The organism is Bifidobacteriaceae bacterium, from assembly GCA_031281585.1.
GTDB lineage: Bacteria > Actinomycetota > Actinomycetes > Actinomycetales > WQXJ01 > JAIRTF01.
On sequence record JAITFE010000054.1, the window covers coordinates 19775 to 32505 of the forward strand.

Sequence of the window (12731 nt, forward strand, 5' to 3'; positions counted from 1 at the left end):
GCAGGCATCAGGTAGGCGCGCAGCGCGAGCGATGTAGGAACGGGATTGGCAGGCATCCGCCGCGCGGGCACGCATCGTGTGAACAACGATCTCGGTCACCTCGGCGTTCACCAAGACAACCGTTTCGAGCAGTCGCGCCTGGGCAGCCAAAGCCTAACCGCAACTCGGCTCTTGGGCCCGTCGCACCACCCCTGCGGTCAGACTGGTCGCAGTGTGCCCCGCGCCCCACAAGGCCGGAGTGTCCCGCCTGTTCCCGACCTGGCAGACTGGTCGCCGTGCGCCTCTACCGCCTGATTTACGACCCGACCTCACGGCTGCGGGAGGCCGATCTGTTGCCCGTCGACGAGCCGTTCAAGCCCTACCCGCCAGTTCACCGGGTACGTTTCAACGCGGGACTGCGACTGGCCGTGTTCATTGGCGCCGCGATGGCGGTGTTGGTTGTCGCGGGGCTGGGCGTCGGCGTGTTCTTTGTGGCCGCGTCATTCGGAAGCGACTCGGCGGGGTCCAGCGAAGACGCCCTTCGGGGTCTGGTCTCCAATCCAATCTTGGCGGTGAGCCTGGAGTTGGCGGCCGCCATAGTCGGCTATATGGTCTTGGCGTCCGCTCAGGAAGGACGGCGGTGGCCGGTGGAGTTGGCCTGGCGCCGGGCGGGCGGCCTGCTCAAAGGCATGGCGCTCGGGTTCGTGGCGATTTCCGTGACGGTGGGGTTGCTCGCATTGCTCGGCGCCTATCGAATTGTCGGCTTCAACGGGGCCTACTCTCCGTGGCTGGACCTGCTGACCCTGGGGGTTGGCGCCGCCGTGGCCGAGGAACTCCTTTTCCGGGGGGTTGTGTTTCGCCTGCTGGAGGACACATTTGGCACAATCCTCGCGCTGGCGGCCAGTTCAGTTGTCTTTGGCGCCGTGCATCTGACCAACCCGGACGGTTCGCTGCTGGGCGCGGCGGGCATCGCCATAGAGGCGGTCTGCCTGCCCGCCGTCTACATAGCCACCCGGTCTCTGTGGTGGAGCATTGGCCTCCATTTCGCCTGGAACGTGACCGAAGGACCCATATGGGGGTCCATCGTCTCCGGCACCGGCGAGGCAAACAGTTGGCTGCGGGCAGAGTGGAGCGGCCCGGAATGGCTGACCGGCGGTGCCTTCGGCATTGAGGGCTCGGCAGCTCTCATGGTGGTCATGGGCGCTTTGAACGCCTGGCTGCTCGTGATGGCCGCGCGGAGCAAGAGCTTCGTGGCACCGACGTGGACCCGGCGCCGCCGCCTGGTCGAACGCGCGGCCTCAGCCTCGCAAGCGGCCAGTTGAGGCCTCCGCCCAAGCGGTTGGGTTTTGATGGCATGGTGACGGCGCGGTTGTGTGCGCCGCCTGGCCACCCGGCGTCCTCAGCGCCTGGGGGCGGAAATGAGCCCGCACGACTCGGAGGACCCGTTTGATCCGCAAAGGTGTGAAGCTAGGGGTATGGCGCTTCTCCCGTCGGCCGCTTGGCTTAGCCCTTGGCTGGCGACTCCGGCGGTGCCCGCCGTGGCGGGGCCGAAACGGGCGGTGTTCGCGACCTTGCCCTTCGGCATCGTGCTTACAGTGGTTGGCCTGGCCCTGCTGGCTGTGGCCGTCTTCTGGCTGACGAAACGCCGTTCCCACGTCAAAGGGCGGGGGCCGCTGAGGCGAATCGCCTTCACGGCCGGCGCCTTGAGCCTCGTGCTGGGCCTAGCCGCGACCGCCAACTGGTACGCGGGCTGGATCCCCAACCTGGAGGCGGCCCGGATCCGGTTGGGCTTTGGGCCGTCAAGCCGGACGGACTCGGAGTTGGCGCGTCATGCACCCGCCACCTCGGAATTGGGGTCGCAGCCGATCGCCGGCCCGGGCACGCCGCTGGCCACGCCATCCCCTCAGCCTTCCAGCGCAACCGTCCCCAAGGGAGCGGCGGACAGCTTCGAGTTGCCCGCCCCGGCCGACCTGAATCTAGCGTCCACCACAGTCTGGATCTACACCCCGCCCGGGTACGATCCTTCCGGAAGGGTGGCCTACCCCGCGATCTACATGATTCACGGCTCGCCCGGCTCGCCCCAGGACTGGATCGCCTCAGGCGGCGCGGACATCCTGGACCAGATGATCGCGGCGGGAGAACTCGCGCCGGTGGTGGCCGTCTTCCCCTCCGTCAAAGCGCGGGGCGCCGTGGATTCGGGCTGCCTTGACTCGACCAAACCCGGCGGCTCGCAGGTCGAGACGTACCTCTACCAAGTTGTCAAACCTTGGGTGGAACACCATTTCCCCGTGTCCACCGACAGACGCGCGAACGCGATCGCGGGCATGTCGATGGGCGGATACTGCGCCATTGACCAGGGTTTGCGCCACCCTGACCAATTCGCCACCGTACTGGCTCTGATGCCGTACGGATCCCCCGGCGCCGGTGGGGAGAACATGAAATCGAACCAGGCCGAGATTGACGCGGTGACGCCCCTGAAGTACGTCAGCACCATCGAAGGGCTCGAGGATTACCCGATCGCCGCCTGGTTCGCCATCCCCGGCGCCGAGGAAGACGGCGAGGTCGGCCGCGACAGCCGAACGATGTCCCAGGCCCTCCAGGACCGCGACCAGGTAACCGAGGTGATAGTCGCACCCGGCCAGGCCCACACCTGGCGCATGGCGGTCGCCGTCCTGCCGCAGGGATTGGCCTTCTGGCAGGCCCAACTGGACCGAATCGCACACGTGAGCCCCGCAGACCCTCCAATGCAACCCCCGCGCGGATCGTGATCCGCAAGCGGATCACGAAGCGGCCCAAAGTCGCAGTTCGGCCCCGAAACCGGCCCCGCCAAGCCGCCAATGCAACCCCCACGCTGATCCTGATCCACAAGCGGATCACGAAGCGGTTGAAAGTCGCGCTGAGGCTTGGGACAGCGATGAGGCCGCGCTCGCGGGTGTTCGCGAAAGCTCACGCCCGGGGGCCGAAGACCGCCGTGCCCAGGCGCACAATCGTGGCGCCTTCGGCGATGGCGATCTCAAGGTCGGCGCTCATGCCCATCGACAATTCGACGGCGTGGGCTGTGCCCCACACGCCGCTGGCCGCCACCTCGTCGCGGATCTCCCGCAAGTCGGCGTAGGAGCGGGCGACTGCGACGGCATTGTCCGAGTTGAGTCCCACCGTCATGAAGCCCTCAAGGCGCAGCCCGCGCAGTGCCGCGACCTCGTAAGCCAAGGCGGCAGCCGCCGCTGGTTCCACGCCGGACTTGCTCGGCTCGCCGGAGGTGTTGACCTGCACCATGACGCCAATCCCGGCGGGACGGTCCGCAACCCGCGCCGCCAGGCGCTCGGCCAATCTGAGCGAGTCCACCGTCTCCACGCAAGTCGCCCAGCGCAGCGCGGCGTTGACCTTGTTGGTCTGAAGTGGGCCGATCAGATGTGTCTCATGTGGCAGGTCAGCCAGTTCCGACCCCTTCGCCACCAATTCCTGGACCCGATTCTCGCCGATTAGCGGCGCGCCCGCCTGGATGGCCGCCCTGATGGCCGCAGCGGGCTGTTGTTTGGTTGCCAGCAGCAGGCGAACGTCCGCCTCCGGCCGTCCGGCGGCGGCGCACGCGGACGCGATCCGGTCGCGCGCTCGCGCCAAACCGTCAGCAACCTGGCTGCGCCAACATGTCTGGCCCGTTGGTCTTCCCGCTTGGCGCGAGTCCAGCGTCCCTACCCGGCCCCGAGCCGCAGATGATCCCATGGGCGAACCCCCGGCCCGTTCCCGGCACGGGTCCCCGGCCGCGTCAGCAAGCGGGTTCTCGGCCAACGCCCGGCCCGGAATTCCGGCCGCGTCAACAGGCGAGGCCTCAGCCGGCTCCCGATCCGGACCCCCACCGGCCTGCTCGGCCGCCGCCCCGGTCGGTGCTCCGTCCGGGGAGCCCGCCGAATTCCCGTCCGGAGCGCCAGCCGTCAAGTCTCCAGGGGTCACTCGCCACCGCCGGGCGCCAACACGTCCTTGCAGCGGGCCGGCACCACCATCACCGGGCAGCGGGCGTGATGCAGGACGGCCTGGCTGGTGGAACCGAGGAGCAGTCCGGAGAAGCCGCCCCGGCCGCGACTGCCGACCACAATCAGGTCGACTGCGGAGGAGAACTCCACCAGAAGGGCGGAGGCGGTCCCGTCGAGGGCGTGATGCCGGACCACGAAGTCATCCGGCACATCCCGCCCCACCAATTGCTCTTCGACAAGTCGGCCGATTTCGGCTTCCAACTCGCCCAACACCTGGGTGTGGTCCACCTGGCCGGGGGCCCAAGCGAAAAGGCTGGTGCCTGAGGCGACGGGCATTGACGCGAATGCAACCAACTCGGCCCGCCAGGCGAGCGCCTCGTCGAGCGCCCTGGCCAACGCCAGCTTGGAAACCTCGGAGCCGTCCACTCCGACAACCAGTTTGCGCACAACCGGCGGCGAGTCCGGCGCGGCGGCCGAATCGCCGCCATGCCCCCCTGACGGAACCACCACGGTGGGGCAGTGGGCGTGCACGGGCAGCGCGGTGCTGACCGTTCCCAGCAGCCGCTCGGCGAAGCCTCCCCGGCCGCGCGTCCCGACCACCATCAGTCCGGCTTGTTTCGAATGCTCCACCAGGACGCCGGCGGCGTCCCCGACCTCCAGAACGCCTTCCACGTCCGCGAGCCGCTCTTTCGCCCGGCCCACGGCCGCGTTCAGGACCGTTCCCGCCCCTTCCGAGAGCGCGTTGGCACTGACGTCGAGGTACGAGGCGTCTACCGAGGTGGCCCCGAATCTGGGCACCGTGTAAGCGCAGACGATTTTCAGAGGCGCGTCCCGGACTTCCGCTTCGGCTACGGCCCAGTCGAGTGCCGTGGTCGACGAGTTTGAGCCGTCTACGCCGACCACTATGGCTGGTGCTCTTGACATGAAACCCCCGCTTCCTTGCATCTAGTCGCTGGCAGCCCAGGTCCTTACCATTGTTTTACCATCTCAAGAGTCCGTAGGGAAGCTCAAGTCGGCATGTCGTCAAAACGGCGGCGTCTTCCGTGGGTACTTCTCAGCCAGATGGCGTGTGGTACAACTCCAGTGTGGACCACGTCCAAGCCCTCCAGCCAACCGTCGGCGCGATCGACCAGATTCGCTCGTTGTTGCCCTCGCTGGTCCCAAGCGAGCAGCGCGTGGCCCGCGAATGCGTGGATCACCCGGAGGATGTGGCGGGTCTGTCGGCGGCCGATTTGGCCGCCCGCACCGGCACCTCGGCCGCGACAGTCAGCCGCACCTGCCAAAGCCTTGGCTATCGCGGTTTCCAGCACATGCGGTTGATGCTTGTCCGCGACTTGGGCCGTCGCCAGCGCGGCGGCTGGCAGCCGGGCCCCGGCAGCCAAGGCCGCGTCGAGGGGGTCTTCGAGGGCGCCCGGCGCGCGCTCGCCTCAGCCGTGGAGGGGTTCGACTTCCCCGCTTTTGACGCGGCCGCCGCCGCCATTGCGCAGGCCGACCAGGTTTTGGTGGTCGCTAGCGGCGGCTCCGCGCCTGGGGCGCAGTTGGCCGCGTTGGTGTTGACCGTGGCCGGCCGCGCCGCCGCCGCGCCCTCGGACGCCGTGTCCCAGCAATTGGCGGCGGCCGCTCTCACCCCAAACGACGTTTGCCTGGTCATCACGGAGAGCGGTTCGAATTCGTTGACTCTGGGAGCCGCCGATGCCGCCCGCGCGTCTGGCGCTGTCATTGTCGGCTTGACGGCCTACGCGCGTTCGCGGCTCGGTCAGATTGCGACCCATCTTTTGGTCGCGGGCGCCGGTTATCAGGCCTGGGATGAGGACCGGATAGGCGGCAACGTTGTGCATTTGCTGGTGCTCCAGGCGCTTGGGCGGGAAGTGGGCCACTTGCTGGACCGGGCTGGGCGCACGCGGGCGGTGCTGTCGCAGGCGTTCGGCATAGTCGCCCAGGAGCCGGACGAGTCATAGAGGAATACGGGGGCACTCAGACGGCCGGGAGGCCAAACCGGGCCGGCTGGGCACCAGAAAAACCCAAGTCTTCTCCTCCCCGTTCCCGTCCGTTTCCCTGAGAAACCCCTGGAATTCACTTTCGCCGTGCACCATTGACCCGTAACGCGCTTCCACGAGAAGGACTCGCCCCGGAACGGCGTTACGGAACGGAATGCTCATGGGAACCATTGAGATTGTGGGGCTGACGCGGGCCTTCAAGGACACCGTGGCGGTCGACCAAATCGACCTGACTATCAACCATGGCGAACTGGTGGTGCTGCTGGGGCCCAGCGGCTGCGGCAAAACGACGTTGCTCCGGATGATCGCGGGCATCTTGGAGCCCACGGCCGGCGCCATCTGCCTGGACGGACGCGACATCACGGGCGTGCCGCCCAAGAAGCGCGACATCGCCATGGTTTTTCAAAGCTACGCCCTCTACCCGCACCTCAGCGTCTACAAGAACCTGGCTTTCCCGCTCGGCGTGCGGCATCTGCCGAAGGCGGAGACGGACCGGAAGGTCCGCGCGGTCGCGGCCAGCCTGGAACTGGGCGAACTCCTGCACCGCAAGCCGAAGCAGTTGTCCGGCGGCCAGCGCCAGCGGGTGGCGGTGGGGCGTGCCCTGGTCCGCGACCCGCAGGCGTTCCTCATGGACGAGCCCCTGTCGAACCTTGACGCCACCCTGCGCACGCAGACCCGCCAGGAATTGGTCCACCTGCACCGCCAACTTGACGCGACCTTCGTCTACGTCACCCACGACCAGGTCGAGGCCATGACCATGGCCACGCAAATCGTCGTGTTGAACCGAGGGCGGATCGAGCAGGCCGGGCCACCCAGCCAGGTTTACGACGCGCCCGCATCCGTCTTTGTGGCCGGCTTTGTGGGCAGCCCCGCAATGAACCTGATGCCTGCGGCCGTGGAGTCCCGCGACGGCCAGGTCGAGCTGGTGGGCGGAACCTGGCGGGCGGCTCTCAGGCCGGGCCAGACCGGACGCTTGTCGGTGACCTTTGGCGTCAGACCGGAGCACTTGCGGGTTCTGTCGGGGAGTGAGCACGCGGACATCGAGTTCAACTTGGCGGTCGATGCCGTGGAGAACCTTGGCCACGAAGAGGCCGTTTACGGCTTGGCCGAGGGAGCCCGCATTTGCCTCCGCCGGCCCCGCGAAGGGGCCCCGGTCCGCAGCAGTTCCATACGCGTCGGCTTGGACCGCCGCCACCTGCATCTCTTCGACCGCGCCAGCGGCCGGCGCCTCGAGTGGGTGCCGGATTCCCTCCCGTCCACCACGCCCGCTCCGGCCCTGGCGGGCGTGGGCTGAGCCAGAGCGGAGCCGCCGCCTCTTCGGGCGTCCAATCCGATCACAAGTTCCAAATCCACAAAAGGAGAAGTACCAAAATGTTGAAATCCCCTCGCCTGGTTCCGTGTCTGGCGGTGCTCACGGCCACCGGCTTGGCCCTCGGAGCTTGCTCCGGTGATCGTCCCGCTGACGCGGTTGGCGAACTGGTCGAGTTGTCTAACGAGAAGACCGTTGAGATCGTGTTCGAGAGCTACAACCTGGGCACTGCCGGGGCCTGGACTGACACCACCCAAGGCCTGATTGACCGGTTCAACGCCGATCATCCGAACATCAAGGTGACAGGCCAGGCTGGTGATTCGGCCGCGGGCGTGGCGCAAAGCGTTCAAAAGCAGCTGCTGGCCGGGCAAGCGCCGGAGGTCGCCCAGATCATTTACAACGAACTGGATTACGCGATCAACGAACTCGGCGCGGCCAATCTGACCGAGTTGGTGGGGCAGGCCGGGTTGGACGAGCATTTCGGGGGCGAGTATCCGTTCCACGAGCGGGCTCGCGTGCTGTCTGACCGGAATGGCTCCACTTACGGCATCCCCTATGTCTTTTCGACCCCGGTGCTCTGGGTCAATGAGACAAAGCTGGCCGAGGCCGGCATTGACCCCGCGACGGTGGATCTGTCCACCTGGGAGGCGGTCAGCGCGGTCGGAGCGAAGGTCAGCGAAACCACCGGCGCCCCGTCGATCTCCCTGGCCTGCGTGGTGACTGGCGGCAACTGGTGCATGCAAGCCCTGTTCAAGTCCAATGGCGCGTCCGTGCTCTCCGCCGACCGCGCCACCATTGAGTTCGGTTCGGATGAGGCGGTCGAGGTGGTGGCCACCTTCCAGCAGATGTTCCAGGACGGGATTCTGACGAATGAGGACAGCAACTCCATGTACGAGTCGGCCGCCCGTGGCGATGTCGCTCTCCATGTGAACACCTCGGCGGTCCAGCACATGCTGATGGCCGGCGCGGAAGCGGGCGGCTGGACGTTGAACGCGACCACGCTGCCCGCCTTCGGCGACAAGCCTGTGGTCCCCACCAACTCCGGCTCGACTTTGATGATCTTCACCGAGGACCCGGAAAAGCGGGCTGCGGCCTGGGAGTTCATCAAGTTCATGACCAGTCCGGCGGCGTATGAGCAGATCACCACGAAGATCGGCTATCTTCCCCTGCGGACGTCCATGACGGAAGAAGGCGGACCGTTGGCAGAATGGGTGGGCTCCAATCCTCTGGTCAAGCCGAACCTCGCCCAACTGGACAGCCTCAGCCCCTGGGTGGCCTATCCCGGCTCCAGCTATCAGCAAGTGGACACCGTGCTGGCCACCGCCATAGAAGACGCCATCTTCTACGGCGCCGATCCGGCCGAAGCAATGCGCGAAGCGGCCCAGCGGGCTCAGGAGTTGATTGAGGGATGAGCGCGCCCGCAACTCAGACGCGGCCCGCGAATCGGCCGCTCGGCGTGCCCGGCACCTACAACTTCCGAGATGTCGGCGGCTATCCGGTGGCGGGCGGCGGCGCGACACGGCCCGGAGTGCTGTTCCGATCAGATTCGCTCGACGGCTTGACACCGGCGGGCCGGCGGGCGCTGCACGAGCTTGGCGTGCGCTCGGTGATTGATCTTCGGAGCGCCGAGGAAGTGGCGGCGGCCCCGGACCCGCTCTCCGGCCTGGGGCTGGAAATCCGGCGCCTGCCACTGTTTGGCGCGGCCGATCCGACCCGTGGGGCGGTGGGCCCGGACCGTTTGGAGGACATCTACTGGCACATGCTGGAGCAGGCGGGGACGCGGATCGCCGAGGCCGTCGGGCAGATCGCCTTGGGACCCGCCCCCGCCTTGGTTCATTGCACAGCCGGCAAGGACCGCACGGGCGTGGTTGTCGGGCTCGCGCTGGACGCCATTGGCGTTGAGCGGGCCAGCATTGTGACGGACTATGCGGCATCCGAAGCCAATCTTGCCGGCGACTGGCTGGCCGCCGCCGTGGCCCGCAGCGGTTCCGCGCGCACACAATTGGGCGGCTTGACGCCCGCCTGGCTCACCAGCCCGGCCTGGTTGATGACCGCTTTGTTGGAGCGCGTGGACCAGAGCCACGGCGGCGCGGCCGCCTACTTGCGAGCACACGGTTTGGCGCCGGTCGAACTGGCCGCCCTGGCCGAACGCCTGACGGGTGTTCCGACCGTCGCCCCGACCCACTCCCCAGTCCCGCTGCCGTTGGCAGCGGGGAGCCTCTGACCTGCAGAATCACACGAAAGGATAGCTGTTAGCCATGAGTCATTCACTCAGCCAATACCCGGAGCCTGATCACATTGTGGTTCATATCTCCGACACCCATTTCACCGCCGACCGGACGCCGCTGCATGGCGTGGTCGACTCGGACGCGAACCTGGCCAGCGTGCTCGCCGCCCTGGAGGCGTCCTCCATCAACCCGCACGCCATGATCTTCACGGGCGATTTGGCGGACACGGGCCATCCGGCCGCTTACGCCCGCCTGCGCGCCTTGGTCGAACCGACCGCAAGCCGCCTTGGGGCCAAAGTGATTTGGATGAACGGCAATCATGACGACCGCCGCGAGTTCCGCCGGGTCCTCCTCGACCTGGATCCGACTGACGAGCCGGTCGACCACGTGTATGACGTCGATGGCCTCAGGATCATCACGCTGGACACCACGGTCCCGGGCGAACACCACGGCGAGGTCACGGACCGCCAACTCGCTTGGCTGGCGGATGTGCTGAGCCAACCCGCCCCGCACGGCACGCTCCTGGCCATGCACCATCCGCCGTTGCCCAGCCCGCTCGGGATCATCGACGCGGTCGAGTTGCGTGAGACCGACCGCCTGGACCCGATCCTGCGGGCGGGCGACGTCCGGTCCATCCTGTCCGGCCACCTCCATTACCCCACCACCGCGACCTTCGCCGGTGTTCCGGTGTCGGCCGCGGCCGCCACCGCCTACAGCCAGGACCTGCAGGTGGTCTACCCAGGCGGCCGCGGCCAGGACGGCGGCCAGTCCTACAACCTGATCCACGTGTACCCCAAGACGGTGTTGCACTCGGTGGTCCCGGTGGGTTCCTTCCCAACCGTCTATGAGATCAGCGCCGAACTGATCGCCGCGTTCGAACGGATGACCCCTGAGGAGCGGGCGGCCGCGCTGGGCACCGCCGCGCCGGCGGACGAACCGGTGGCCGCGGCCGGGGCCAAGTAACGACATGTTCGTCACGCTGGACCCGGCGCCGCCCCGCGCGGTTCCCCCTCACGCGCCCGCCAACGGAAACGACGGCCTTGACCCGACGGATTCCGGCGGCCGCGGCCCCAAGGGCCGAAGGGGGCCTGGCCAGAAGGACCGAGGCCGCCGCCAACCGGCCGCGCGCAAGTCACCCGCTGCCGAGCCGGCCGCGCCGTTGGCAAGCGCCCGCGCCGCGCGGAGAGGTCGGCAGCACCGAGGCGCGCGGGTCACGCCGTACCTTTACGTGCTGCCGGCCGTGGTGTTGTTGGTGGTCTGGAGCTATTCGCCCCTCGCGCAGACTCTCTATCTGTCCCTGTTCGACTGGAATTTGCTTCCGACCAGCCCAAAGCGCTTTGTGGGCTTGGAGAACTTCGCGGAGGCGTTGACCTTGCCCCAGGTGGGCCGCGCTCTGGTCAACACCCTGGTCTACATAACGGCCCTGGCGGGATTCTCCCTGGCGTTGCCGCTGGTGATCGGCTTGGCGGCGCAGCAAGTCCGCGGCCGCTGGAAGACGTTCTACCAGGCGCTCATCTTTGTCCCGTTCCTCCTCACGCCCGTCGCCACCTCGGCGGTGTGGCGGTGGCTCTGGGCTGACGAGGGCGGCCTGATTACTCTGGTCCTGCGTTCCCTTGGCTTGGATGTCGACCACGTTTTCCGCGACCAGTCGCTGGCCATCGTGGCCATCATCGCGGCTGTCGGATGGCAACTGCTGGGTTTTGGCGTCTTGGTGATCGCCGCCGGCCTGGCCGGCATCAACCCTGATTACGCGGCCGCCGCCTCGTTAGACGGCGCGGGCTGGGGCCGAATCACCTGGCGCCTCACCTTGCCGCTGCTGTCCCCGACCTTGGTGTTCCTGGGGCTGATGACAATCCTGTTGGCAGCCCCGTGGACTTTCTCCTTGATCGACATGATCACCAAGGGCGGCCCGGTCGACTCGACCACGAACATCTACTACATCCTTTACCAATTCGGTTTTCAGAACTTCGACTCCGGCCTCTCGGCCGCGCTGGGCGTGCTCTTTTTCATCGCCTTCGGCCTGGTGGCGCTCGGGTTCGTCGAGACAACCGAACGCCTCAGCTTCTACGACGATTAGGACCCTAGACCATGGCCTTCGTGATCATTCCGACAATGGAACCGGCGGTGCAGGAGCCTGGCCATTCAACGCATGGCCAGGCCGCGGCCCCCGGCCCGGCGCCCTCCAGCCGCCGGGCCGGCCGGTGGGCTGCCCGCCGCGCCGCCTCCGACCTGCCTGTCGGGTCCCGCGCCTGGGGACGCCTCACTGTGGGGCATCTGACCTTGGCGGCCATAGCGTTGTTCAGCATCTTTCCCGTGTACTGGCTGTTCGCCACCGCCTTCCGGCCAACCAGCGACGCACTGTCCTTGAGCCTCATCCCGCAGGCGCTGAGCCTGGAGAACTTCCGGTACGTCTGGAACACCATTCCCATGCGTGACATGCTGGCCACCACTTTCGTGATGGCGCTGGCTATCGCTTTGGGACAATTGTTTGTGGCAACGCTCGCCGCTTACGGCTTCGCCATGTGGCGCTTTCCCGGCAAGAAGGCCCTCTACCTGCTCTTCATTGGATCCTGGCTGGTCCCATTCCAGGTCACAATGATCCCGAACTATCTGTTGGTGTCCCGCCTCGGCCTTCTCAACACGGTCGCGGGCGTGGTCATCCCCCAGCTCTGCTCAGCTTTTGCGGTCCTCATGCTCCGCCAGCACATGCAGGCCTTTCCCAAAGAATTGGTCCACGCCGCTCAGGTGGACGGCAGATCGAGTTTGGCCACTCTGTGGCGGGTGATAGTGCCGAATATGAAGCCCGCCCTGGCGGCCCTCGGCATCATGCTCTTCATCTCCGCATGGAATGAGTACCTTTGGCCCACTCTGATCCTGCAAAAGTCGACTGCGGTGGTTCAGGTGGGCGTCCGCAGCTTCCTCTCAGCCGAAGGCAACAACTGGGGCGCCGTCATGGCCGCCGCCGGACTGGCCTGCCTTCCGGTCTTCGCGATCTACCTCTTCCTGCAGCGGTACGTGGTTGACGCGTTTATCCGCTCCGGGCTGAAGTGAAAGCCTGCTGACTTCCGCCACCAACAACAAAGGACCCGGCCGGGCTCCGTTTGGAGCCCGGCCGGGTCCTTTTATGTGGTTGTGTCGGCGGTTTCCTGCTCTCCCGTCAGCCTGCGCTGGCAGTACCATCGGCGTTGGAGGGCTTAGCTTCCGGGTTCGGGATGGTTCCGGGCGTTTCCCCTCCGCTGTGGCCACC

General features: G+C 67.0%; 11 protein-coding genes and 1 rRNA gene. 9 read left to right on the plus strand and 3 right to left on the minus strand.

The genetic code is table 11. The annotated features are described in order from the left end of the window. Positions 1-275 precede the first annotated feature (275 nt). Both LBC97_05820 and LBC97_05825 read left to right on the plus strand, forming a co-directional pair. On the plus strand, positions 276-1301 hold the full coding sequence (locus LBC97_05820; protein ID MDR2565568.1) for a CPBP family intramembrane metalloprotease: 1026 nt from the start codon (positions 276-278) through the stop codon (positions 1299-1301). 153 nt (positions 1302-1454) lie between these two features. Further along, a complete protein-coding gene (locus LBC97_05825; protein ID MDR2565569.1) occupies positions 1455-2747 on the plus strand; it encodes an esterase family protein in 1293 nt (430 codons plus the stop codon). A 178-nt stretch (positions 2748-2925) separates the two neighbouring features. Here LBC97_05825 and LBC97_05830 read toward each other — a convergent pair whose 3' ends face one another. After that, positions 2926-3600 carry a YggS family pyridoxal phosphate-dependent enzyme gene (locus LBC97_05830; protein MDR2565570.1) on the minus strand — a complete coding sequence of 225 codons (675 nt, stop codon included), beginning with the start codon at positions 3598-3600 and terminating at the stop codon, positions 2926-2928. Between the two features lie 326 nt (positions 3601-3926). After that, positions 3927-4874 (minus strand): universal stress protein, encoded by a 948-nt coding sequence (locus LBC97_05835; protein MDR2565571.1) that lies wholly within the window; start codon positions 4872-4874, stop codon positions 3927-3929. Positions 4875-5017: 143 nt separating this feature from the next. On the opposite strand from LBC97_05835, the gene LBC97_05840 reads away from it, so the two are divergent. From LBC97_05840 to LBC97_05870, 7 genes are all read left to right on the plus strand, one after another. Continuing rightward, a complete protein-coding gene (locus tag LBC97_05840) occupies positions 5018-5908 on the plus strand; it encodes a MurR/RpiR family transcriptional regulator (GenBank protein ID MDR2565572.1) in 891 nt (296 codons plus the stop codon). Between the two features lie 199 nt (positions 5909-6107). Next, positions 6108-7241: an ABC transporter ATP-binding protein gene (locus LBC97_05845; protein ID MDR2565573.1), complete on the plus strand. Its 1134-nt coding sequence runs from the start codon at positions 6108-6110 to the stop codon at positions 7239-7241. A gap of 77 nt (positions 7242-7318) precedes the next feature. Continuing rightward, the gene (locus LBC97_05850; protein ID MDR2565574.1) at positions 7319-8668 is read left to right on the plus strand and encodes an extracellular solute-binding protein; all 1350 of its coding nucleotides are present in this window, start codon (positions 7319-7321) and stop codon (positions 8666-8668) included. Continuing rightward, positions 8665-9480: a tyrosine-protein phosphatase gene (locus LBC97_05855; GenBank protein MDR2565575.1), complete on the plus strand. Its 816-nt coding sequence runs from the start codon at positions 8665-8667 to the stop codon at positions 9478-9480. The genes LBC97_05850 and LBC97_05855 overlap by 4 nt, the downstream gene beginning before the upstream one ends. A 34-nt stretch (positions 9481-9514) precedes the next feature. Then, entirely contained in the window at positions 9515-10447 is a 933-nt protein-coding gene (locus LBC97_05860) for a phosphodiesterase (GenBank protein MDR2565576.1), read from the plus strand. Between the two features lie 4 nt (positions 10448-10451). Beyond that, positions 10452-11561: a sugar ABC transporter permease gene (locus LBC97_05865; GenBank protein ID MDR2565577.1), complete on the plus strand. Its 1110-nt coding sequence runs from the start codon at positions 10452-10454 to the stop codon at positions 11559-11561. 11 nt (positions 11562-11572) lie between these two features. After that, positions 11573-12535 carry a carbohydrate ABC transporter permease gene (locus LBC97_05870; protein ID MDR2565578.1) on the plus strand — a complete coding sequence of 321 codons (963 nt, stop codon included), beginning with the start codon at positions 11573-11575 and terminating at the stop codon, positions 12533-12535. Positions 12536-12617: 82 nt separating this feature from the next. Here the strand turns inward: LBC97_05870 and rrf are convergent. Beyond that, positions 12618-12731 (minus strand): 5S ribosomal RNA (gene rrf / locus LBC97_05875); the annotation flags it as partial.

Coding starts and splice junctions, on each gene's coding strand:
- LBC97_05825 (MDR2565569.1), top strand. CDS start 1,455: ATGGCGCTTCTCCCGTCGGCCGCTTGGCTTAGCCCTTGGCTGGCGACT.
- LBC97_05835 (MDR2565571.1), bottom strand. CDS start 4,874: ATGTCAAGAGCACCAGCCATAGTGGTCGGCGTAGACGGCTCAAACTCG.
- LBC97_05845 (MDR2565573.1), top strand. CDS start 6,108: ATGGGAACCATTGAGATTGTGGGGCTGACGCGGGCCTTCAAGGACACC.
- LBC97_05850 (MDR2565574.1), top strand. CDS start 7,319: ATGTTGAAATCCCCTCGCCTGGTTCCGTGTCTGGCGGTGCTCACGGCC.
- LBC97_05855 (MDR2565575.1), top strand. CDS start 8,665: ATGAGCGCGCCCGCAACTCAGACGCGGCCCGCGAATCGGCCGCTCGGC.
- LBC97_05860 (MDR2565576.1), top strand. CDS start 9,515: ATGAGTCATTCACTCAGCCAATACCCGGAGCCTGATCACATTGTGGTT.
- LBC97_05865 (MDR2565577.1), top strand. CDS start 10,452: ATGTTCGTCACGCTGGACCCGGCGCCGCCCCGCGCGGTTCCCCCTCAC.
- LBC97_05870 (MDR2565578.1), top strand. CDS start 11,573: ATGGCCTTCGTGATCATTCCGACAATGGAACCGGCGGTGCAGGAGCCT.